Origin of the sequence: Janibacter massiliensis, assembly GCF_900289115.1 — a bacterium.
Lineage (GTDB): Bacteria > Actinomycetota > Actinomycetes > Actinomycetales > Dermatophilaceae > Janibacter_A > Janibacter_A massiliensis.
Window position 1 is genome coordinate 336,840 of record NZ_LT985196.1, and the last position, 21,325, is coordinate 358,164.

General features: G+C 74.1%; 22 protein-coding genes. 7 read left to right on the forward strand and 15 right to left on the reverse strand.

The annotated features are described in order from the left end of the window. Nucleotides 1–113: 113 nt before the first annotated feature. The 5 genes from DAA34_RS01680 to DAA34_RS01700 all read right to left on the reverse strand — a co-directional run bounded on the left by DAA34_RS01680 (nt 114) and on the right by DAA34_RS01700 (nt 4,219). Nucleotides 114–458: a histone-like nucleoid-structuring protein Lsr2 gene (locus DAA34_RS01680; protein ID WP_106817347.1), complete on the reverse strand. Its 345-nt coding sequence runs from the start codon at nt 456–458 to the stop codon at nt 114–116. A gap of 139 nt (nt 459–597) precedes the next feature. Beyond that, complete coding sequence (locus tag DAA34_RS01685; RefSeq protein WP_106817348.1) at nt 598–795, reverse strand: hypothetical protein; 198 nt, start codon at nt 793–795, stop codon at nt 598–600. 5 nt (nt 796–800) lie between these two features. After that, entirely contained in the window at nt 801–2,309 is a 1,509-nt protein-coding gene (gene lysS / locus DAA34_RS01690; RefSeq protein ID WP_106817349.1) for a lysine--tRNA ligase, read from the reverse strand. 63 nt (nt 2,310–2,372) lie between these two features. Next, a complete protein-coding gene (gene panC, locus DAA34_RS01695; RefSeq protein WP_106819655.1) occupies nt 2,373–3,236 on the reverse strand; it encodes a pantoate--beta-alanine ligase in 864 nt (287 codons plus the stop codon). 38 nt (nt 3,237–3,274) lie between these two features. Beyond that, nucleotides 3,275–4,219, reverse strand: coding sequence for a Rossmann-like and DUF2520 domain-containing protein (locus tag DAA34_RS01700; protein WP_234354061.1), 945 nt, complete (start codon nt 4,217–4,219; stop codon nt 3,275–3,277). A 94-nt stretch (nt 4,220–4,313) separates the two neighbouring features. Here DAA34_RS01700 and DAA34_RS01705 point away from each other — a divergent pair, with 94 nt between their 5' ends. Then, a complete protein-coding gene (locus DAA34_RS01705; protein WP_106817351.1) occupies nt 4,314–5,264 on the forward strand; it encodes a DUF6801 domain-containing protein in 951 nt (316 codons plus the stop codon). Between the two features lie 47 nt (nt 5,265–5,311). Further along, on the forward strand, nt 5,312–6,088 hold the full coding sequence (locus tag DAA34_RS01710; protein WP_106817352.1) for a class F sortase: 777 nt from the start codon (nt 5,312–5,314) through the stop codon (nt 6,086–6,088). A 7-nt stretch (nt 6,089–6,095) separates the two neighbouring features. Here the strand turns inward: DAA34_RS01710 and DAA34_RS01715 are convergent, their stop codons facing one another. The 8 genes from DAA34_RS01715 to tilS all read right to left on the reverse strand — a co-directional run bounded on the left by DAA34_RS01715 (nt 6,096) and on the right by tilS (nt 15,007). Continuing rightward, nucleotides 6,096–6,623 carry a DUF3180 domain-containing protein gene (locus tag DAA34_RS01715; RefSeq protein WP_158707550.1) on the reverse strand — a complete coding sequence of 176 codons (528 nt, stop codon included), beginning with the start codon at nt 6,621–6,623 and terminating at the stop codon, nt 6,096–6,098. Next, nucleotides 6,620–7,522, reverse strand: a complete 903-nt coding sequence (gene folK, locus DAA34_RS01720; RefSeq protein WP_234354062.1) for a 2-amino-4-hydroxy-6-hydroxymethyldihydropteridine diphosphokinase — start codon at nt 7,520–7,522, stop codon at nt 6,620–6,622. The genes DAA34_RS01715 and folK overlap by 4 nt, the downstream gene beginning before the upstream one ends. Then, a complete protein-coding gene (folP, locus tag DAA34_RS01725) occupies nt 7,519–8,385 on the reverse strand; it encodes a dihydropteroate synthase (RefSeq protein ID WP_199847393.1) in 867 nt (288 codons plus the stop codon). Before folP ends, folK begins: the two co-directional genes overlap by 4 nt. Next, complete coding sequence (locus tag DAA34_RS01730) at nt 8,382–10,433, reverse strand: phosphatidylglycerol lysyltransferase domain-containing protein (protein WP_106817354.1); 2,052 nt, start codon at nt 10,431–10,433, stop codon at nt 8,382–8,384. Before DAA34_RS01730 ends, folP begins: the two co-directional genes overlap by 4 nt. Then, nucleotides 10,430–11,071: a GTP cyclohydrolase I FolE gene (gene folE, locus DAA34_RS01735; protein ID WP_106817355.1), complete on the reverse strand. Its 642-nt coding sequence runs from the start codon at nt 11,069–11,071 to the stop codon at nt 10,430–10,432. Before folE ends, DAA34_RS01730 begins: the two co-directional genes overlap by 4 nt. Further along, on the reverse strand, nt 11,058–13,220 hold the full coding sequence (gene ftsH / locus DAA34_RS01740; RefSeq protein WP_106817356.1) for an ATP-dependent zinc metalloprotease FtsH: 2,163 nt from the start codon (nt 13,218–13,220) through the stop codon (nt 11,058–11,060). The genes folE and ftsH overlap by 14 nt, the downstream gene beginning before the upstream one ends. Before the next feature lie 154 nt (nt 13,221–13,374). Further along, entirely contained in the window at nt 13,375–13,926 is a 552-nt protein-coding gene (gene hpt / locus DAA34_RS01745; RefSeq protein ID WP_106817357.1) for a hypoxanthine phosphoribosyltransferase, read from the reverse strand. Nucleotides 13,927–13,963: 37 nt separating this feature from the next. Continuing rightward, nucleotides 13,964–15,007 (reverse strand): tRNA lysidine(34) synthetase TilS, encoded by a 1,044-nt coding sequence (tilS, locus tag DAA34_RS01750; RefSeq protein ID WP_106817358.1) that lies wholly within the window; start codon nt 15,005–15,007, stop codon nt 13,964–13,966. 50 nt (nt 15,008–15,057) lie between these two features. Between tilS and DAA34_RS01755 the strand changes: the two genes are divergently transcribed. Genes DAA34_RS01755 through DAA34_RS01765 form a run of 3 tightly spaced genes read left to right on the forward strand, consistent with a single transcriptional unit; the run spans nt 15,058 to nt 17,888 of the window. Further along, a complete protein-coding gene (locus DAA34_RS01755; RefSeq protein ID WP_234354063.1) occupies nt 15,058–16,416 on the forward strand; it encodes an MFS transporter in 1,359 nt (452 codons plus the stop codon). Beyond that, the gene (gene thiM, locus DAA34_RS01760) at nt 16,409–17,242 is read left to right on the forward strand and encodes a hydroxyethylthiazole kinase (RefSeq protein ID WP_199847394.1); all 834 of its coding nucleotides are present in this window, start codon (nt 16,409–16,411) and stop codon (nt 17,240–17,242) included. The genes DAA34_RS01755 and thiM overlap by 8 nt, the downstream gene beginning before the upstream one ends. Further along, nucleotides 17,232–17,888 (forward strand): thiamine phosphate synthase, encoded by a 657-nt coding sequence (locus tag DAA34_RS01765; RefSeq protein WP_106817359.1) that lies wholly within the window; start codon nt 17,232–17,234, stop codon nt 17,886–17,888. Before thiM ends, DAA34_RS01765 begins: the two co-directional genes overlap by 11 nt. Nucleotides 17,889–17,900: 12 nt before the next feature. Here DAA34_RS01765 and DAA34_RS01770 read toward each other — a convergent pair whose 3' ends face one another. Together DAA34_RS01770 and DAA34_RS01775 are read right to left on the reverse strand one after the other, a co-directional pair. Next, on the reverse strand, nt 17,901–18,956 hold the full coding sequence (locus DAA34_RS01770; RefSeq protein ID WP_106817360.1) for a zinc-dependent metalloprotease: 1,056 nt from the start codon (nt 18,954–18,956) through the stop codon (nt 17,901–17,903). 24 nt (nt 18,957–18,980) lie between these two features. Then, a complete protein-coding gene (locus DAA34_RS01775) occupies nt 18,981–20,396 on the reverse strand; it encodes a D-alanyl-D-alanine carboxypeptidase/D-alanyl-D-alanine-endopeptidase (protein ID WP_158707551.1) in 1,416 nt (471 codons plus the stop codon). 135 nt (nt 20,397–20,531) lie between these two features. Between DAA34_RS01775 and DAA34_RS01780 the strand changes: the two genes are divergently transcribed. Together DAA34_RS01780 and kdpF are read left to right on the forward strand one after the other, a co-directional pair. Continuing rightward, nucleotides 20,532–21,158 carry an inorganic diphosphatase gene (locus DAA34_RS01780; protein ID WP_106817362.1) on the forward strand — a complete coding sequence of 209 codons (627 nt, stop codon included), beginning with the start codon at nt 20,532–20,534 and terminating at the stop codon, nt 21,156–21,158. Nucleotides 21,159–21,231: 73 nt separating this feature from the next. Beyond that, on the forward strand, nt 21,232–21,324 hold the full coding sequence (gene kdpF / locus DAA34_RS01785) for a K(+)-transporting ATPase subunit F (RefSeq protein ID WP_199847395.1): 93 nt from the start codon (nt 21,232–21,234) through the stop codon (nt 21,322–21,324). The last annotated feature ends 1 nt before the right edge of the window (nt 21,325 follow it).

Genomic DNA, 21,325 nt, shown 5'->3' on the forward strand with positions numbered 1-21,325 from the left:
CGCGAGCCCCTTGGGCAGCGGATCACCCGCCCATGCACGGGCCCCGGCCGCCCACTCGTCGCGAAGACGAGCCAGCTGCGCCGGGGCCGCGGTGCGCGGATCGACCGCGTCGATCAGGCGTGCGCCTTGTCGTAGGCCGCCTGGATGTCGGCCTTGATGCGGCCGCGGTCGGAGACCTCGTAGCCGTTCGAGCGGGCCCACTCGCGGACCTTCGTCAGGTCAGCGCTGCTGCTGGCGTTGCTCGTCCGGCGGGCCGTGGTGGAGCGGCTGGTCGTCTTCCGCCCGCCGGCGCGACGGGCGTGCCCGATCCACGTCGACAGGTCGTCCCGCAGCTTCTGGGCGTTGGCATCGGTGAGGTCGATCTCGTAGGAGACGCCATCGAGGGAGAACGTCACGGTCTCGTCCGCGTCGCTTCCGTCGATGTCGTCGACGAGGAGAACCTGAACCTTCTGCGCCATGAATTTTCGACCCTTCTTGGTGGTAATGCGGAACGGCATTCCGGACCGCTGCGCTCAGGATATCTCAGGCGCGCGCAGGAAAAAACTCCCGAAACAATTCCACCCGGTCATCCACGGGGCTCGAAGCATGGCGCGCCCGTCAGCGCCGCGGGCGCTTCTCGGAATCCGGCGAGTGCTCGTCGGCAAAATTCCTGCCCGGGTTCTCGCGCTCCCACCGCGCCTGCGCTGCGCGCTCGTTCCGATCGGCGGTGATGAGGTTCTTGATGACGATCCAGAAGAGGATCGCAACCCCGATCGTCGGGAGGATCGCGGCGAGGTAGGGCCAGACCTGCGACATCTCGATCAGCTCCTACTCGTGGGCTTCAGGTGGGGAAAGAGGATCGTCTCGCGGATGCTCGCGCCCGTGAAGAGCATGACGAGCCGGTCGATGCCGCACCCGAGCCCACCCATCGGCGGGGCACCGAGCTCCAGGGCGGTGAGGAAGTCCTCGTCGAGCTGCATCGCCTCGGGATCGCCGGCGGCCGCCTTGAGGGACTGCTCGGTGAGCACCTGGCGCTGGATGACGGGGTCGATGAGCTCGGAGAACCCGGTGCCACGCTCGACCCCGCCGATGATGAGGTCCCACGCCTCGATGAGCCCGGGCTCGCTGCGGTGGCGGCGGGCCAGCGGCTGCGCCGAGGCGGGGTAGTCGTAGAGGAACGTCGGCTGGATCAGCCCGGGCTCGACGAGCTCGCCGAGGAGCTCGAGGGCGATCTTCTCGCCGTCCCACGTCGGGTCGATCTCCACGCCGCGCTCCGCCGCGATCTCCCGCAGCCGGGTGGCGGGCGTGTCGACGGTGATCGTCTCCCCGACCGCCTCGGAGATGCCGTCGTAGACCTTGAGCCAGCGCCAGTCCCCGTCGAGGTCGATCGTGCCCGCCGGCGTCTCGATCCGGCGCGAGCCGAACGCATCGGCCGCGGCGAGGATGACGTCCTGCAGGAGACGGGCGATCGTGTGCTGGTCGCCGTACGCCTGATAGGCCTCGAGCATCGTGAACTCGGGGCTGTGCGTGGCGTCCACGCCCTCGTTGCGGAAGATGCGGCCCATCTCGTAGACGCGATCGACCCCGCCGACGACCGCCTTCTTGAGGTTGAGCTCGAGTGCGATCCGCAGCGACATCGGCTGGTCGAAAGCATTCATGTGGGTGTTGAACGGACGGGCCGCTGCGCCACCGTGGACGAGCTGGAGGATCGGGGTCTCGACCTCGAGATAACCCTGGCGCTCGAGCTCGTGCCGGATCGCCGCGAGGATCGCGCCCTTCGTCCGCACCATGTCGCGCGACTCCTGGCGGACGACGAGGTCGGCGTACCGCTGCCGGACCCGCGCCTCCTCCGAGAGGTCCTTGTGCATGACCGGCAGGGGCCGCAGCGCCTTGCTCGCCATGACCCAGCTCGTCGCCATGACCGACAGCTCGCCGCGACGGGAGGAGATGACCCGGCCGGTGACGGCGATGTGGTCGCCCAGGTCCACGTCGGTCTTGAACCGGGCGAGGGCCTCCTCGCCGACCTCCGCGAGCGAGAGCATGACCTGCAGCCGGGTGCCGATGCCCTCCTGGAGGGTGGCGAACGCGAGCTTGCCCGTCGTACGGACGAAGATCACGCGTCCGGCGACGGCGACGACGTCCTGCGTCTCCTCCCCCGTCTCGAGGTGGCCCCAGCGCTCGCGGACCGCGGCGAGGGTGTGGGTGCGCCCGACGGTGACGGGATAGGCCTCGCCGCCGGTGGCGAGGATCCGGTCGCGCTTCTCCCGCCGGACCCGCAGCTGCTCGGGCAGGTCGTTCTCGTCGGGGGCGGTCGCGTTCGGCTCGGTCACGGGGCCCAAGGGTAACGATGCGGGCGCGACCGTCCGACGCCGACGCCGTCGGTCCGCCGGCCGTCAGGCGCCGGTTCCGTCGAAGACCTCGAGCGGGCCGCCCCCTGGCCCCAGGAGCATCGGACGGTTGTCGATGAGCCGGGTCGTGCCGACCTTCGCGGCGACGGCGAGCAGGGCCTCGCCGCTGTACCACTCGGGCACGTCCTTGAGGGTCGTCGGGTGGACGAGGACGAGGTAGTCGACGAGGGCCAGCGGCTCGGCCACGAGCACCGCGCGGGCCGCGCGCCGGACGGCGGAGGGGCCCTCGGCGGCAGCCGCGGCGCCGGCCGCGAGCGCCCGGGACAGGCACAGCGCCACCTCGCGGTCGGCCTCGGAGAGATAGGTGTTGCGGCTGCTCATCGCGAGCCCGTCGTCCTCCCGCACGGTCGGGACCGACACCACCCGCACCGGGAAGTCGAGGTCGCGGACCATCCGGCGGATGAGGAGCAGCTGCTGCGCATCCTTCTGGCCGAAGTAGAACGCGGTCCCACCGGTGAGGTGCATGAGCTTGGCGACGACGGTGAGCACCCCGTCGAAGTGACCCGGGCGCGAGGCTCCCTCGAGCACGTCGCCGAGCGGGCCGGCACTGACCCGCACGCCGGGGTCACCGTCGGGGTAGACGACGTCCGGGGTCGGGGCGAAGACGAGGTCGACGCCCTGGCGGCGACACAGCGCCAGGTCGGCGTCGAAGGTGCGCGGGTAGCGGCTGAGGTCCTCCTTGGGCCCGAACTGCAGGGGGTTGAGGAAGATCGTGACGATGACCTGCTCGGCCCGCTCCCGGGCGGTGCGGATGAGGGTGGCGTGGCCCTCGTGGAGCGCGCCCATCGTCATGACGACCGCGACCTCGCCGCCGGCGGCCGGCTCGATCGCGGCGCGGGCGGCCTTCATCTCGTCGCGGGTCCGGGCGACGACCGGCTCGTTCGGGGTCACGGTGCGGAAGTCTCCCCCATCCCGGCGCCGGCGTCGTCGTCCGCCGCGTCGAGCACGCGCCGGAGCTCGTCCGCAGCGGGGCCCGGCAGGCGGCCCGCCGACCCCGCGCGGCGGGCCGTCGCCCGGGCCAGGGCCAGGTAGGTCGCGCGGATGTCGGGCGACTCCTGCGTGAGCGCGGCGAGGTGGTCGGCGACGGTGCCGGCGTCGCCGCGGGCGACGGGACCGGTGAGCGCGGCATCGCCGGCCCTCAGGGCGTTGTCGAGGCTCGCGGACAGCAGCGGCCGGAGCATCGTCGCCGGGTCCTCGATGCCCGTCCCGCGGAGGATCTCCATCGCCTGCGCGACGAGGGTGACGAGGTGGTTCGAGCCGTGGGCGAGCGCGGCGTGGTAGCTGATCCGCTCGGCGTCGGGCACCCAGACCGGCTCGCCGCCCATCTCGAGCACGAGCGCCTCCGCGACCGGTCGCAGGTCCCCCGCGCAGGTGATCCCGAACGGGCAACCACGCAGCCGCTCCAGGTCGAGGGAGGTGCCCGTGAACGTCATCGCCGGGTGCAGCGCGAGACCGACGACGCCGAGCGCCCCCGCGGGGTCGAACGGCGCCAGGCCGTGACGCCCGGAGGTGTGGACGAGGATCCGACCCTCCCCCAGGGCGCCCGTGGCCACCAGGCCGGCGACGAGGTCGGCGAGGACGTCGTCCGGCACGGCGAGGAGGACGAGGTCGGCGTCCGCGACGACCTCGTCGGCGGTGCGGACCGGCACCCCCGGCAGCAGGGCCTCGGCCCGGGTGCGCGAGGCCTCGGACACGGCCGACACGGCGACGACGTCGTGCCCGGCGACCCGCAGGGCGGCCCCGAGCACGGCCCCGACCCGCCCGGCCCCGACGACGCCGACCCGGAGTCGGGCGGGGACCCGGTGGGCCCGGCCGGTCGCGTGCTCGCTCACCGTCCCATCATGCCCGGGGGGTTGTCCCTCGCGCCTCCCTGCCCTAGGGTCCTCGTCATTACCCGTGAGTAATGCTTCCCTCGGAGGGATCCTGATGAGCTTTCGCCGCCCCACGTCCGCGATCGGCGCCACCGTCCTGACGCTCGCCGCGTCGAGCATCGCCGTCGCCGGCGCGGCCTCGCCCGCGCACGCCGACCAGGTCACGAAGGACCTCACCTACGACTGCAATTTCGACGTGCTCGGGGTCGGTGACGCGGGCAACAGCACGGTGAAGGTGTCGGTGACGGCCGACATCCCGAGCACGCCGCTCCAGGTCGGCACGGCGGCTCCCCGGGTCCCGGTCCAGGCGGTCGTGACCATCCCCGACGACCGTCGCGTCGCGCTCTACGACCTCCTGGCCGTCCGGTCCGTCGACGCGCCCGACGCCGAGACGGCGACGGCCGCCGTCGACCTGAACAAGGACGGCATCGTGACGAGCGCCGACGTCCTCGTCGGGGACACGACCGTCAAGGCCCCGCTCACGGCCCCGGTCACGCTCGTGCCCGCCTCCGGTGACTTCGACGTCACCGCCTCGGGGTCGACCGAGAGCTTCACCCCGACGACGGAGGGTGAGCTCGCGATCGAGGTCGGCGACTTCACGGGCTTCATCCGGGGCTTCTCGAGCGCGGACGGCACGAACTACAAGACGAACATCAAGCTCCGCTGCACGAACACGTCCGCGGACGCCTCGATCGGCGCCTTCACCGTCGAGGCTGCGCCGGTGGACGAGCCGGCGCCCGCGCCCGAGCCCGCGCCCGAGCCGGGGGACGAGCCCGCGCCCGAGCCGACGGACGAGCCCGCCGCGGCGCCCACCGACCAGCCGACCGAGACGCCCCAGGACGGCGGCGCGGAAGCAGCTCCGCCCACGCCTTCCGTGGTGAACACCGGCTCCGGCGCCGACGGTGACGGGTACCTCGTGCTCGGCGGGTTCGCCGCGGCCGGCAGCCTCGTGGCCGGTGGTCTGCTCGGCGCCGCCAGCCGCCGCCGCAAGGACGCCGCGCACTGACCCCGTCTCGCGCTCGCCACCGCGAGCATGATGCGACGACCACCGACGTGGACCCCGATGGACGGCCCGGCGTCCCGGTCACGCGCGCGGAGGCGAGCCGACGGCGTCGCTCGTCGGCTCGCCTCGGCTGGCTGGCCGTCGTCGCCACCATCGTCGGGCTGACGCTCGCCAACGTGGTGGCGTACCGAGCCGCCGAGGGCGGGGGCACCCCCACCCCGGGTACGTACGTCGCGCCGTCGGAGATCGAGGCGTCCCCACCCTCGACGTCGACGTCCACGGCACCGACCCGCACGGCGCGCAGCCGGGCGGTCGACCCCGCCACCGGGGATCGTCGCACGGCGTCGGCCGCCACCGGAGCCACGATCGCCGTGACGCCCGGGAACGTCACGGTGACCGCGCGAGGCGGTCGGGTCCTCGTGGACACCGGAGTGGTCCCGACCTACCTGGCGGCCGGGGGCGAGCTCGCGCCCCCGGCGGGCACCGCGGGCTGGTACGCCGAGCGCGGATGGCCCAGGCCCGGCGAGCCGGGGGCCTCGATCCTCGTCGGACACGTCGACCAGGGCGGCCGGCCCGACGTCTTCTGGAACCTCCCGCAAGCAACGGCCGGGGACCGGGTGTCGGTGCGCGACGCATCCGGCAGGTCGGTCGACTTCCGGGTCGTGAGGTCGCAGGCCATGGCCAAGACCCAGGTGCCGAAGGACACGACGATCTGGGACTGGAAGAACCCGCGGCCGCTCCTGCGGCTCATCACCTGCGACCCGACGACGCCGATCAACGCCGGGCACTACGAGGGGAACTGGGTCGTCTGGGCCGAGCCGGTCTGACCGAGGGTCAGGCGGGGTCGAGATCCTCGGGGCCCAGGCCGACCGCCACGCCGGGTCCGCGGGGGTCGTCGTCGTTCTCGTCGGCGCGCACCCGGCACCACCGCTGCACGACGAGGCCGGCGACGAGAAGCACGAACGCCGACCCCGCCGCGAGGGCGGCACGGGCGAGGATCGGCCGGAACGGGGCGAAGCCGGCGTCGGGCAGCAGCGCGAGGGCCTGGCCCGCCCACACCCCCGTGAGGACCGACCCGGTGAGGATGGCCGCCTGCGCGAGCGCGAGGGTCCGCGTCGCGCGCAGGGGGTCGATGCGGCGCCGGACGGGCGCCGACCGGTCGTCCCGGCGCTGCCACGAGCGCACGCCCCAGCCGTACCCGACGACGACCCCGGCGGCACCGAGGTGGAAGAGGATCGTCATCCACGGCACCCGGCCGGGGATGGTCCCCTGCCGGAGGAGCAGGTGCCACACGACGCCGACGACGAGCGCGACGACGGCGGCGATCCACGCTGCCAGGCGCCCGCTGATCCCGGACCTCACGGGACGTCCTCGAGCGCGCGCACCGCGGAGGCGTCGAGCCCCTCGAGCAGCTCCCGGACGGACAGGGTCCGTCCGCCGGTCGCGAGCGCCGCGCGCGGGTCGGCGTCGAGCCACGGCACCAGGACGAACGCCCGCTCGTGCGCCCGCGGGTGCGGCAGGACGAGGTCACCGTCGAGCAGCGCGAGCGAGGCGGGGTCGTCGGGGTGGCCGTGCTGGACGAGGTCGAGGTCGAGGGTGCGCGCTCCCCAGCGAACCTCGCGCGTGCGCCCGGCCGCAGCCTCGATCTCGTGGAGGCGGCGCATGAGGTGGGTGGGACCGAGGGCGGTCGTGCCGACGACGACGGCGTTGAGGTAGTCCGGCTGCGGGACGCCGCCCACCGGGTCCGTCTCGAACAACGCCGACCGGCCGGTGACGGTGACGAACGACGACAGGCGGGCGATCGCGTCCTCCAGCACCGCGCGGCGGTCGCCGAGGTTGGAGCCGAGGGCGATGACGACGGGGTGGCGGCCCGGCGCCTCGAGCGAGACGGAGACGTCCCCGAAGGGCACCCCGACCGGGGCCTGCGGCTTGTGCACCGTCACCCTGGCCCGTTCGACGAACGGTCGCCGCACGACGTCGGCGAGAATGCGCGCCGCGAGGGTCTCGACGAGGTCGAGCGCGCCGTCCTGCACCCGCTGGATGACCTCCGCGGCGACGTCGGCGTAGCTCACGGTGAGCGCGAGGTCGTCGGCCGCGGCGGCGGCAGCGGCGTCGACGTCGTACTCCACGTCGACGACGAACTCCTGGCCCGCCTCCTTCTCGCTGGGCAGCACCCCGTGGTGCCCCCGGGCCCGGACGCCGCTGAGGACGATCGTCGTCAGGCCCGGCATCGCGCCGTCGGCGCCCGTCCGCGCCGTCATCGGGCACCGCTGGCGGTCAGCAGTGCCTGCGTGACGTCGAAGGCGTCGACCGTCGCGGGCACGTCGTGGACCCGCACGGCCCACGCGCCGGCGCGCATCGACGCCGCGGACACGACCGCCGTCGCGACGTCCCGGGCGTCGACGGGCCGCAGGTCGTGCGGCGCGACCTCGCCCGTCGCGGGGTCGACCGGTCGCCCGACGGAGCCGAGGAAGCGCTTGCGGGAGGCCCCGACGAGCACGCGCGATCCCGTCGCGACGAAGCGGTCGAGCGCGGCGAGCAGCTGCCAGTTGTGCTCGGCCGTCTTCGAGAACCCGATCCCGGGATCGAGGACGAGCCGTGCCGGGTCGACCCCGGCGCCGACGAGCGCCCGGACGCGGCCGTCGAGCTCGGCGAGGACGTCGGTGACGACGTCGTCGTACTCGGCGAGGTTCTGCATCGTCGCGCTGTGCGCCCGCCAGTGCATGACGACGAAGGGGACGTCGAGCGAGGCGACGGTCCCGGGCATCACCGGGTCCGCGAGGCCGCCGCTCACGTCGTTGACGATGCCCGCGCCGACCCCGACGCAGGCCCGCGCGACCCTGGCCCGGGTCGTGTCGATCGACACCTTGATCCCCTCGGCCGCGAGCGCCTCGACGACGGGCACGACCCGGCGCAGCTCCTCCGCCTCGTCGACGCGGGCCGCCCCGGGGCGGGTCGACTCGCCGCCGACGTCGACCAGATCCGCGCCCTGCGCGACGAGCCGCCGGCCGTGCTCGACCGCCGCCTCCGTCGTCGCGTGCTCGCCGCCGTCGCTGAAGCTGTCCGGGGTGACGTTGAGGATCCCCATGACGAGGGGACGACGCACGGGTCCGGCATCGCTCATCGCGCGAGCACCTCCCTCGCGGTGGCCGCGGGCTCCGCGCGCCGACGGCCCGGGAAGAGCTGCCGCAGCGGCGGGACCACGAGGAAGCCCTCGGCCTCGCCCATGGCGAACCCGACCCGGACGACGTCCCCGACGCGGGGGTAGACGACGAACCGGGGCGTCCACTCCGGCTCGAACTTCGCGTTGAAGGTGTAGAGGCTCTCCAGCTGGAACCACCGGTTGCCCCACACGAGGGAGCCGCGGAAGAGCTTCGTCAGCGGGCCGGCCCCGAGCTTCTGGCCCCGCTCGAAGGTGCTGCGGAACATCGCGAAGTTCAAGGACACCCGCCGGATCCCGAACCGGGGCGCCTGCTCGAGGGCCTCGACGATGAGCAGCTCGTTGATGCCCGGGGCGGCGTCCCGGGAGCGCCGCATGAGGTCGAGGCTCATGCCGTCCGAGCCCCAGGGCGCGAACTGGAGGAAGCCGTGGGTGACGCCGTCCTTCGTCGCGGCGATGACGAGCGCGTCGGGGTCGCGCGGGTCGAGGACCCGGCTGGTGGCCATCGAGAATCCGCGCTCGGTGCCCGCCCCGCGCCACGCCGCGGCGTCGCGGACGGCCTGACGGCGGATCTCCTCCGAGGCGTCGCGGACGCGGAACATGTGGGTGCGGTACCCCAGCCGTCGCACCCGCCCGACCATCTGCCGCACGTTGCGCATCGATCGACCCTCGAGGTCGAAGCGCCCCGTCTCGACGATCGCCTCGTCCCCGAGCTCGAGGACCTGGAAGCCGGTCTCGCGCACCCACGTCCGGCCCGCACGCTCGGAGCACCCGAGGACCGCCGGGGTCCACCCGTGCTCGTCGGCGACGGCGAGGAACGCCGCGATCGCCCCCGGCCAGGCCTCGGGATCGCCGACCGGGTCGCCCCCGGCGAGCATGACGCCCTGGACCACCCGGTAGCAGATGCCCGCCTTGCCGGACTCGGACCACACGACGGACTTGTCGCGGCGGGTGGCGAAGTACCCGAGCGAGTCGGGGTGCTCCGCGAGCAGCCGGCGGATGCGGGCGTCGTCGTCGTCGGAGAGGGTCGCCGGCTGGTTGGCCGAGCGGAAGAAGGTCCACGCGACGGACAGGAGCGTGAGGACGCCGAGGCCGAGGTTGAGGCCGTACGAGGCGAGCTCGGTCCGGTGACGGGCCTGATCGAACGTCAACCCCCCGTCGATGCCGACGAGTCCGAGCGCCACGTGGCGGGCGACCGTCACGCTCCCCGGCCATCCCCCGACGAGGGCCCGGTCGTTGACGGCGAGGTAGGCCGACCCGAGGGCGATCGACAGCGGCACGAGGGTGAGGACCGTCCAGAGGGCGTCCCAGCGGTCGCGCGGGTCAGGCTGCGCCGTGAACTGACGGCGGTAGACCACGAGCAGGACGAGCCCGACGACGCTGAGGACGAGGGCGACCGGGGCGAGCTGCCGGCCGTGGGCGAGCTGGAGGAGGATGCTGGCGACGGTCAGCCCGGTGGCGAGCGCCCAGGCCCGCCGCTTGCGCCGTCCGAGCGAGTGCGCGAGCAGGAGCAGCGCCAGCCCGGTGACGACGGTGGCGGCGGCCGCGGCATCGCTGAGCAGGCCGGGGACGGCGGTCGTGACGTCGTACAGCCGCACCCGCCAGGAGTGGATCGTCCCGCTGACGATGTCGAGGAAGGCGATGGCGTAGACGAGCCAGGCGATCCGGCGCGGCGCCCTCGAGGGGTGGAGGAAGCGATCGAGCAGCCGCCCGTCGGGCCCGTGGCCGGACCCCCGCTCGCGGGAGGCGGCGTCCATCGCCGCGACGAGATCGCGCTGCTCCCGGCGCGGTCGGCGGGTGCTCGGCGGCTGCGCCGCATCGACCCGGGCCCGGTGCGCGCGGGCGATCGCCCGGCCGCGTTCCCACGTGGCCCGGGCGACCTCCCGCTCGGCCTCCTCCAGGGAGGCACCGCGGGCGAGGGCCGCCTGAAGGACGGCCTCCCGCTCGACGCGCCGCCGGCGACGCCGGGCCCGCTGGGACTCTGCCTCGAGGAGGGGCAGGTCCTCCGTCACGAACGGCCCCCGAGCATGAGCGACATCGCCTCGGCGCGCGTGGCCGGGTCGCGCAGCTGCCCCCGGACGGCCGAGGTGACCGTCGAGGCGCCCGGCTTGCGGATGCCGCGCATGGACATGCACAGGTGCTCGGCCTGGACGACGACGAGAACGCCTTGCGCGTCGAGGTGCCGGACGAGCGCGTCGGCGACCTGGCTCGTGAGCCGTTCCTGGACCTGCGGTCGGCGGGCGTACAGCTCGACGAGCCGGGCGATCTTGCTCAGGCCGGTCACCCGACCGTTCGGCGCGGGGATGTACCCGACGTGGGCGACGCCGTGGAAGGGCACGAGGTGGTGCTCGCACACGCTGTACAGCTCGATGTCCCGGACCACGATGAGCTCGTCGTGCTCGATCTCGAAGGTCGTGGAGAGAACCTCCGCCGGGTCGGCGCGCAGCCCCGCGAAGATCTCCGCGTAGGAGCGGGCGACCCGGGCCGGGGTGTCCCGCAGACCGTCACGGTCGGGGTCCTCGCCGACGGCCAGGAGGATCTCCCGGACGGCCGCCTCGATGCGCGGCAGGTCGACCTCCCGCGCCGTGTCGACCTGCTGGGCCGTGTCGACCTCGTGCGCCGCGTCCGCTCCCGGGTCAGCGGGGCCCATCCGGGTCCACCTGGCCGTCGGGCGGGATCGGCGCGACCCGGTCGGGCTCGCCGCCGAGGTCCTCCGCGTACGGGCTGGCCCCGCCACGGGCGGCGTCGTCGATGGCCTGCCGCATCCCCGGGTCGCCCGGGGTGAGCGTCGCGCCCGCCGGCGCGTTCGCCCCCGGCGGGGGGAGGGGGGTGCCACCGAGCGGCCCGGTCGGAACGGTGCCGCCACCGGCGAGCGCCGCCTCCTCGGCCGGGGTGAGCACCGGGGGCTTGTCGGACAGCAGGCGCCGCTCGCTCGAGAGCCACGTCTCGCGCAGGGGGCGCTTGCGGACGTCGCGGAAGATCTCGGCGATCTCCTTCTGGTTGAGCGTCTCGTGCTCGAGCAGCTCGAGGACGAGACGGTCGAGGACGTCCCGGTTGTCGTTGAGGGCGTGCCACGCCTCGTCGTGCGCGGCCTCGATGAGGGAGCGCACCTCCTCGTCGACGATGCGCGCGACGTGCTCGGAGTAGTCGCGCTGGTGGCCCATGTCGCGGCCGAGGAAGACCTCGCCCTGGGACTGACCGAGCTTGATGGCACCGACCCGCTCGGACATGCCGAACTCGGTGACCATCTTGCGGGCCATCGCGGTGGCCTTCTCGATGTCGTTCGCCGCGCCCGTCGTCGGGTCGTGGAAGATGATCTCCTCCGCGACGCGCCCGCCGAGGGCGTACGCGAGCTGGTCGAGGATCTCGTTGCGCGTCGTCGAGTACTTGTCGTCCGTCGGCAGGACCATCGTGTAGCCCAGCGCCCGGCCGCGCGGAAGGATCGTCACCTTGCTCACCGGGTCGGTGTGGTTCATCGCCGCGGCGACGAGCGCGTGACCGCCCTCGTGGTAGGCGGTGATCTTCCGCTCCTTGGCGGACATGATCCGCGTCCGCTTCTGCGGACCGGCCATGACGCGGTCGATCGCCTCGTCGAGGATCGAGTCGTCGATGACCTGCTTGCCCAGCCGCGCCGTGAGGAGCGCGGCCTCGTTGAGGACGTTCGCCAGGTCCGCGCCGGACATGCCGGGCGTGCGGCGGGCGACGGCCATGAGGTCGACGTCCGGGGCCATCGGCTTGCTGCGGGCGTGCACCTCGAGGATCCGGGCGCGGCCGAGCATGTCGGGGGCCTCGACCGCGATCTGCCGGTCGAAGCGGCCCGGGCGCAGGAGTGCCGGGTCGAGGATGTCGGGGCGGTTCGTCGCCGCGATGAGGATGACGTCGGTCTTGACGTCGAAGCCGTCCATCTCGACGAGGAGCTGGTTGAGGGTCTGCTCGCGCTCGTCGTGCCCGCCACCCAGGCCGGCGCCGCGGTGCCGGCCGACGGCGTCGATCTCGTCGACGAAGACGATGGCCGGCGCGTTCGCCTTGGCCTGCTCGAAGAGGTCCCGGACGCGCGAGGCGCCGACACCGACGAACATCTCGACGAAGTCCGAGCCGGAGATCGAGTAGAAGGGCACGCCCGCCTCGCCGGCGACCGCGCGCGCGAGGAGCGTCTTGCCGGTGCCGGGCGGGCCGTAGAGCAGGACGCCCTTGGGGATCTTCGCGCCGACGGCGTGGAACTTGCTCGAGTCGGCGAGGAACTCCTTGATCTCGTGCAGCTCCTCGACCGCCTCGTCCGCACCGGCGACGTCGGCGAAGGTCACCTTCGGCATGTCCTTGCTCGCGAGCTTGGCCTTCGACTTGCCGAACTGCATGACCCGGTTGCCGCCGCCCTGGGCCTGCGACATCAGGAAGAAGAAGAGGCCGACGAACAGCAGGAGCGGCAGAAGGTTGAGCAGGAGCGTCCCGACGATGCTCGGGTGCTCGATCCGGTCGTTGCGCACGCCGTCGACGTGCTGGTCGACGAGCCGCACCAGCTGCGGAGCGCGCGCGTCGACGTACTCGGTGCGCACCTTCTGCGCATCCTTGACGTTCTCGCCGTCGGAGTAGGTCTCGCCGTCCTTGAGGTCGAGCTGGAGGACGTTGTCGCTCGTGAACTCGGCCTTGTCGACCTTGTCCTCGCGGATGAGCGTCTCCGCCGCCGAGGTGTCGACCCGCTGGTAGCCGCCGGAGCCGTCGTAGAAGAAGAAGAGACCCGCGGTAATCGCGATGAGCGCGAACCAGAACAGCGGCGTGCGGAAGACCTTGGCGGGTTTCATGTGGTTCCCGGGCGGACCCCGGTACCTCCTGCTCGTGGACGGCCGGCCGACGGGTGGCCCGGGCCGAGTGTGCTGGGGGAAGACGCTACTACGAGGCCCGGACAGCGGGCCCGATGACGGTCAACGCCCGGCCCCGTCCCCGTGTTCCGGGGGCTCAGGAGTAGACGTGGGGGGCGAGGGTCGCGACCTCGCGCAGGTTGCGGTACCGCTCGTCGAAGTCGAGCCCGTAGCCGACGACGAACTCGTTCGGGATGTCGAAGCCGACCCATCGGACTGGGATCTCGACCTTGGCCGCGTCGGGCTTGCGCAGCAGCGTGAGGATCTCGACCGTCGCGGGGCTGCGGGACTCGAGGTTGGCCTTGATCCAGCTGAGCGTGAGGCCGGAGTCGATGATGTCCTCGACGATGAGGACGTGGCGGCCGGTGATGTCGGCGTCGAGGTCCTTGAGGATGCGGACGACGCCCGAGGACTTCGTCCCCGAGCCGTAGGAGCTGACGGCCATCCAGTCCATCGGCACCGAGCCGGGCAGGGCGCGCATGAAGTCGGCCATGACGATGACCGCGCCCTTGAGGACGCCGACGAGGAGGACGTCCTTGCCCTCGTAGTGGGCCCACACCTCCTGGGCCAGCTCGGCCAGGCGCTCCTGGATCTGCTGCTCGGTGAGGAGCACGCGCTCGAGGTCGTCGGAGATCGTGCGGGCGTCCACGTCGGGCTCCTGCCGGTCGGGTCGGGGTCGACCCTTATTAGACCGCGCCGGGCGGGGCCGGTGGTGCCCCCGGTCCGGCGAGGGCGTGGAGACGACCGTCGACGCGGGCGACCCGGACCCCGCCGGGCAGGTCGGCGGGCCCCTGTCCGCGCCAGCCGACCAGAAGGGCGTCGACGCGGTCGACGTGCACGACGGCGAGCGATCCCGGCGGGCACCCCGCCTCGAGGAGCAGCACCCGCAGGACGCGGCGGCGCAGCGCGGGCTCGAGCGGGGCGAGGGTGCCGGCGTCGACACCCCCGTCGTCGAGCGCACCCGGCAGCGCGGCGCGGGCGGCTGCGGTGAGGGCGTCGAGCAGGTCGGCATCGGCGCGCAGGAGGTCGGCGGTGCGGACGAGCCCGTCGGCCAGGCCGGGGCCCAGAACGCCCTCGAGCTCGGCGAGCGCGGCCCGGGCCCGGACCCGTGCGTGGCGCCGGTCGGTGTTGTGCGGGTCGTGCCACGGGTCGAGGCCCCAGGCGTCGCAGGCGGCGAGGGTCGTCGCGCGCGGGAGCGTGAGGAAGGGACGGACGAGCCTGACCTCGCCGCGTGCGGTGCGAACGGTCCGGGCGGCGGGCATCCCCGACAGGGACCGGGCGCCGGAGCCGCGGGCGAGCCCCAGCAGCACCTGCTCGGCCTGGTCGTCCCTCGTGTGCCCGAGGAGCACGGTGACGGGCTCGCCGTCACCCAGCTCGTCGGCGACCGCTTCGATCGCGGCGTAGCGGGCGCGACGGGCCGCGGTCTCCAGGGACTCCCCCGGCCGTGGGGTCGCATCGGCCGCGACGACGGTGACCGGGGCCAGCCCGAGCGTCCGGCAGGCGGCCGCCGCCCGTTGCGCGACGGCGGCCGAGTCCTCCTGCAGGCCGTGGTCGACGACGACCGCTCCGGCGCGCAGGTCGGTTGCCGAGGACGCCTCGGCCGCCAGCGCCGCGGCGAGAGCGAGCGAGTCCGGTCCCCCGCTCACCGCCGCGAGGACCACCCCGACCGGCGGCAGGACGCCCCGCACCGCCCGCCGGCAGTCGGCCTGCGAGGGATGCCCGGCTGCCATGGCCCCCATCCTCCCGCGGCCCGTGGGGGTGCGGCGACTAGCCTCGCCGCGTGGACGACACCGGGCACCGCGACGCCGACCGGCTGGCCGACCTCGCGCACCGCAGCGCCGCGATCAGGGGCGGGGTCGTCGGCAACCTCGTCGACATGGTCCACATCTTCCTGCCGCTCGTCGCCCTCGCCCCGGCGACGAAGACCCTGGCCGGACCTCAGGCGGGCGCCTCGAGCGCGGCGCTCGTCGTCGCCACCCTCCTCGCCCGGCCCATCGGCGCCGTCATCTTCGGCACGATCGCCGACCGCGTCGGCCGCACCCGGGTGACGCGGTTCGCCATCGCCGGGACCGCGTTGTGCGCGCTCGGCGTCGCCCTCGCCCCGACGTACGAGGCGGTCGGGGCGTTCGCGTGGTGGTGGGTCGTCGCGCTCCGCTTCCTCGCCGGGGTGTTCCTGGCGGGCGAGTACACCTCGGCGATCCCCCTCGCGATGGAGTGGTCGGCACCGCGCCACCGCGGCCTGGTGTCCGGGCTCATCATGGCGATGGCCCCGTGGGCGCAGGCGCTCATCGCCCTGTCGACCCTCGGGGGGCTCGCGCTGCTCGGCCCGGGCGCGTACGCGAGCTGGGGCTGGCGCGTTCTTTTTGCCGCTGGCGCGCTCGCCTCCGGCGGGATGTGGCTCTGGTACCGCCGGTTCGTCGCCGACGCCCCGGCGTTCGTCCGGCAGGTGCCGGACGAACGCCGGCCGACCCCACGCGACCTGCTCCTCGGTCGGTGGGCCCGGCGCTTCTGGCCGATGCTCGGGCTCATGTCCGGCCTGTGGCTCATGACGAACGTCGTCGTCATCGCGCTGACCGGTCGGCTCGTCGCCCGCGACGGCGTGAGTCCCGAGTCCGTGTCGGCGGTCATGGCGGTGGCGTCGATCGGGCAGGCGATCGGGATGTCCTTCACCGGGCACCTGTCGACGCTGCTCGGCCGCCGGCGCTACCTCGTCCTCGCCGGGATCGTCGCGTCGGTGCTCGGACCGGTGCTGTGGGCCTGGACGCTCGGCCGCTCCTCGCTCGTCCTCGTCGCGCTCGGGGCGGCGGCGCTCCAGGTCGTCACCGTCACCGCGTACGGCCCGATGGGGGCCTACCTGTCCGAGGGCCTGCCGACGGCGATCCGGGCCACGGGTTACGGCGCGGCGTACAGCTGGTCGATCGTCGTCCCCGCGCTGCTGCCGATGTGGGGGCCGCCGCTGCAGGAGGCCGTCGGGGACACCGTCTCCGTGCCGGTCGTCCTCCTCGGCCTCGCCGGGCTGCTCGTCGCGGCGTGCGCGGCGCTCGGGCCCGCGCTCACCCGCCGGGATCTCGACAGCGACATCGAGTCGGTCGCCCGCGACGGCGTCCGCGGTGGGCGCGAGGTCGGTGCCCGTGCCTGACGTCGCCCCGGAGCTCGTCACGGCTGCGACCGCGATCGTCGCGGCGGTCCGCGGACGCCGGCCGCTGGTCCACCGGATCGGTCCGGGCGTGACCGCGCCGATCGTCGCCAACGGCCTGCTCGCCGCCGGCGCCCGACCACTGGTGACCGACACCGCCGACGAGGCGCCCGCCCTCGTGCGCGCCGCCGACGCCCTCGTCGTCGGGACCGGGTCGCTCTCCGGGGACGCGCGCGCCGGGATCCCGCCGACGGTCGCCGCTGCCCGGGACGCCGGAGTCCCCTGGGTGCTCGACCCCGCGGCGATCGGGGTCGCACCGGTGCGCACGCGCCTGGCCCACGATCTCCTGCGGCAGGGGCCGGCCGTCGTGCGCGGGAACGCCTCGGAGCTGCTCGTCCTCGGGTCGGGCGGCAGCGGCGGCCGGGGGGCCGACGCGGTCCACGACCCGGAGGACGCGCTCGAGGCCGCCCGCGAGGTGGCCCGCCGCTCCGGTGCCGTCGTCGCGGTGTCGGGCGCCGTCGACGTCGTCACCGACGGTGACCGGGTCGTCCGGGTCGAGCACGGGTCGCCGCTGCTCGCGCGCGTCACCGGCACCGGGTGCCTGCTCGCCGCCCTCGTCGGGGCCTGTCTGGCCGTCGCTCCGGAGGATCCCGTCGCGGCCACCCTCGCCGCGACGTGGTGGCTCACCCTCGCGGCCGAGGACGCGGACCCGCTCGGGAGCCGCACGCCGGTCGGGCCGGGTACCTTCTCCGTGAGGCTCCTCGACGCGCTCGACCGCTTCGAGCCGACCTCGCTCGCCGAGCTGACGGAGGGGAACCGTGAGCGCTGACCTCGACCTGAGGGTCTATCTCGTGACGTCGGGAATCGACGACCGGACGGTCGAGGTCGCCGCGCGCGCCGCCGCCGCCGGGGTCGGCATCGTCCAGGTCCGGGCGAAGGACCTGCGGGGGGACGCCCTGTTCGCCTTCGTCGCCCGGGTCGCCGAGGCCGTAGCGACCGCCGCACCGGGCACCACGCTGCTCGTCGATGACGACGTGGAGGTCGCGCGCCGCGCCCGGGCCGAAGGGCTCCCGGTCCACGGCGTCCACCTCGGCCAGGACGACCTGCCCGTCGTGCTCGCGCGCGAGGCCCTGGGGCCCGACGCGATCATCGGGCTGACGACGGGGACCCTCGACCTCGTGCGCGACAGCGTCGCGCACGGGCTGTCGCCCGACTACATCGGAGCCGGGCCGTTCCGCACGACGCCGACGAAGGACAGCGGCCGCCCGCCGCTCGGGGTCGAGGGCTACCCGCCGCTCGTGGCCGCGACCCCCGCCCCCGTCGTCGCCATCGGGGACATCACGCCGGCCGACGTGCCCGCCCTGTCCCGGACCGGGATCGCCGGGGTGGCGATGGTGCGGGCGATCATGACCGCCGAGGACCCGGCGGCCGTCGTGCGCGAGGCGCTCGCGGCCTGGGAGGGTGTCAGGGCCTGAGGCGCCGGTCGCTCAGCCGTGGACGCGGGCGACCCACCGCTGCGGGTCGGTGATCTCCGCGGGCCGCGGCAGCGTCTCCGGGGAGGTCCACACGGCGTTGAAGCCGTCGATCCCGACCGTGTCCTGGACGGCCCGGACGAAGGTGGCCCCGTCGCGGTACTGGCGCATCTTCGCCTCGAGCCCCATGAGGCGCCGCAGGAAGCGGTCGAGCGTCCCCGCACCCTTTCGGCGCTCGTCGAAGCGGGCGCGGATCGTCGCGACGCTGGGGATGTGCGCCGGTCCGACCTCGTCCATGACGACGTCCGCGTGCCCCTCGAGCAGGGACATCACCGCGGTGATCTCCGCCATCCGCCGCTTCTGCTCGGGCGTGGCGAAGACGTCGGCCAGGCCCTGACCGTCGCCGCCGAGCGCGCCGGGCACGTTGCGCGCCAGGGCCGCGAGCCGGTCCTTGAGAGCGGTGGGGTCGGGGACCATGTCGACGGCGAGCGCCTGGGTCCGCTCGATGAGGTGGTCGCGCAGCCACGGGACCGCGGTGAACTGCACGCGGTGGGTCTCCTCGTGCATGCACACCCACGCGCGGAAGTCGGTCGGGTCGACCTCGAGCTCGCGCTCGGCCTGGACGAGGTTGGGCGCGACGAGGAGGAGCTTCGGGGTGCCGCCGGGCGCGAGGTCGTACTGCCCCAGGACCCGTGAGGAGAGGAAGGCGAAGAGGGCACCGGCCTCGGCGCCGGTGACCTTCCCGCCGATCATCTGGGCGAGGGCCGGCGGCGGGGCGGGCGATGCCGCCGACAGCTTGCGCGCGATCGGCTCGAACATCGTCGCCATCGAGTCGGCGTTGACCGACACCCACGTCGGACGATCGACGACGAGCGGCGCGGGCGCCGTGCCGGGGGCGTGCAGGCGGGAGGTCTCGGCGACGGGGTCGACGGCGCGGCGCGCGGACCGCCGGATGTCCTCGACGACCTGCCGGGCCTCCTGCTCGGTCACGTCCGGCCCGGGGTTGACGAGCCGGGCGGCCGTCGTCTTCGCGAACTCCCAGTCCACGTACGTCGTCGGTCGTCGTGCCACGTCTTCTCCTTGGTCGTCGGGAGGTCAGCGGCACCCGCACGCGGTGAGGGCGGTGACCACCTCGTCCAACGCCGCCCGGGCCTCGAGCGTTCCCTGCCTGGCCGGCACTCGGCTGGCGACGACGACGAAGTCGAGGGGGCGCCCGTCCCTGGTCGTCGTCGTCCCGGCGAGCGCGGAGGTCCCCGTGAGGGTGCCGGTCTTCGCGCGGGCGATGCCGGCTGCCGGACGGGTTCCCGGGGTGGCGAACCGGTCGTAGAGGGTGCCGTCCAGCCCGGCGACGGGCAGCTGGGCGACGACGTCCCGCAGCTCGGGCAGGACGGGGTCGGCACCGGTCGCGGTGGCGGCGACGAGGACGTCGCCGACGAGCCGGACGGGGACCTTCTGGTTCGGGCCGAGGCCGGAGGCGTCGGTGATGCTCAGCCCCGTGAGGTCGAAGCCCCGGGCAGCCAGCTGGGTGCGGATGAACTGGGGGTTCGTCCGCGGGGAACCGGAGCCGGCGTCGCGCTTCGCGGCCCGGCGGACGAGGCCCTCGGTGAGCGCGTTGTCCGAGTGCTCCATGGCGTACGCCAGGACCTGGCCGACCGGCGCGGAGTCGACGGAGGCCAGCGGGGTCGCGCCGCGGGGGGCGGCCGTGGTCCCCGCCGTCGGGGTCACCCGCACGCCGTGGGCGGCCAGGCGGCGGGTGAAGGCGCGCAGCGCGGTGCCCTCGGGGTCGAGCGCGGGGGCGCCCGGCCGCGCGCGCGCGGTCGCGACACCGATCGCCGCGACGGGGTCGGTGTAGCCCGCGGCGACGTCGGCCTGCTTCCACCCACGGGCGATCCGCGGCCCGGGCAGGGCGGAGGTGTCGAGGCGGACGCGACGCGGACGCGCGCCTTCCGTCCTCAGCGCGGCGGCCGTGCGGGCCGCGAGGTCGTCGAGCCCGGCCCGACCGGCGACCGTCGTCGGGTCGCCGGAGCCGGTGCTCAGGAGGACGTCTCCCCCGCCGACGAGGACGACGGTGCGGGTGGCGGGGTCCCAGACGGTGCTCGTCGTCAGGGGTGCCGAGAGGTCGTCGCTGCTCGCAACGGCCGCGGCGGACAGGAGCTTCTGCGCGGACGCGACGACCCTGGGCGCGGTCGCGGCCTGCTCGAAGAGGGTCTCGCCGGTGACCCCGTCGCGGACGACGACCCCGACGCTCGGCCCCAGGCCCGGCGCCCGCAGCGGGGCACGCAGGTCGCGGGCGAGGCCGGCGCGGGTCGGGACCGGGGCGGTCGCCGGGTCGGTCGCCAGGACGGGGGTCGGTCGGGCCGCGGCGGGAACGGCCTGCGCGGCACCCGCGGGGACTGGCTCGTCACGCGTGAGGATGCCCGGGGCGTGGTCGGTGACATCGGCCCAGCCGTACCCGCCCAGCGCCAGGGCGACCACGACGAGGGTGAGCAGCAGGGCCCGGATCCGGCGCACGCGCACCCTCTCGCTCGAGGTCGGGAATGATGGGGGCAGACTGCAAGGAAGGTTAGGTCATCGGCGCCCCGCTCTTCGAACGGAGCGCTGCCCGCACCGGCGCCCCACCCGGGCGCCCGACGAGGAGGAAACGACGTGGAGTTCGACGTCACCATCGAGATCCCCAAGGGTCACCGCAACAAGTACGAGGTCGACCACGAGTCGGGCCGCATCCGCCTGGACCGTCTCCTCTTCACCGCGATGAGCTACCCGAGCGACTACGGCTACATCGAGGACAGCCTCGGCGAGGACGGCGACCCGCTCGACGCGCTCGTGCTCCTCGACGAGCCGACGTTCCCCGGTTGCATCGTGCGCGCCCGGCCCATCGGCATGTTCCGCATGCGGGACGAGGCCGGTGGCGACGACAAGATCCTCTGCGTCCCGGCGGGCGACCCGCGCCGCGACCACATCACCGATCTCGAGGACATCAGCGAGTTCGACCGCCTCGAGATCCAGCACTTCTTCGAGACGTACAAGGACCTCGAGCCCGGCAAGTCCGTCGAGGGCGCCCACTGGGCCGGCCGCGAGGACGCCGAGAAGTGCATCGAGGAGGCCCTCAAGCGGGCCAAGGACGCGGGCATGACGACGGCGCGCTGGTACATGCCGAACGGCCACGCCTCCCAGGCCGAGGACGTCGCCCACACCCAGGAGGAGACCTCGGCCGCCGCGCAGAAGGCGCGCGAGGAGCTCGCGACGAAGGACAAGCCGCTCAGCGACGACTGAGCGTCAAGAACGCGTCAAGGTCCGTAAAGAACGGCTGCGGACCGAAGCCGGCAGCGTCGGGGTGCTGTCGGATGTGCCGGTGATCGAAAATCTCATCGCCGGGATCGTCGCTGCCGGCCTCGTCATCTACCTCGTCGTCGCCCTGATCCACCCGGACCGGTGGTGAC

Coding starts and splice junctions, on each gene's coding strand:
- panC (WP_106819655.1), bottom strand. CDS start 3,236: ATGAAGGCCGCCCGCGCCGCGATCGAGCCGGCCGCCGGCGGCGAGGTC.
- tilS (WP_106817358.1), bottom strand. CDS start 15,007: ATGGCAGCCGGGCATCCCTCGCAGGCCGACTGCCGGCGGGCGGTGCGG.
- DAA34_RS01685 (WP_106817348.1), bottom strand. CDS start 795: ATGTCGCAGGTCTGGCCCTACCTCGCCGCGATCCTCCCGACGATCGGG.
- folK (WP_234354062.1), bottom strand. CDS start 7,522: ATGACGGCGCGGACGGGCGCCGACGGCGCGATGCCGGGCCTGACGACG.
- folE (WP_106817355.1), bottom strand. CDS start 11,071: ATGGGCCCCGCTGACCCGGGAGCGGACGCGGCGCACGAGGTCGACACG.
- folP (WP_199847393.1), bottom strand. CDS start 8,385: ATGAGCGATGCCGGACCCGTGCGTCGTCCCCTCGTCATGGGGATCCTC.
- DAA34_RS01680 (WP_106817347.1), bottom strand. CDS start 458: ATGGCGCAGAAGGTTCAGGTTCTCCTCGTCGACGACATCGACGGAAGC.
- DAA34_RS01705 (WP_106817351.1), top strand. CDS start 4,314: ATGAGCTTTCGCCGCCCCACGTCCGCGATCGGCGCCACCGTCCTGACG.
- ftsH (WP_106817356.1), bottom strand. CDS start 13,220: ATGAAACCCGCCAAGGTCTTCCGCACGCCGCTGTTCTGGTTCGCGCTC.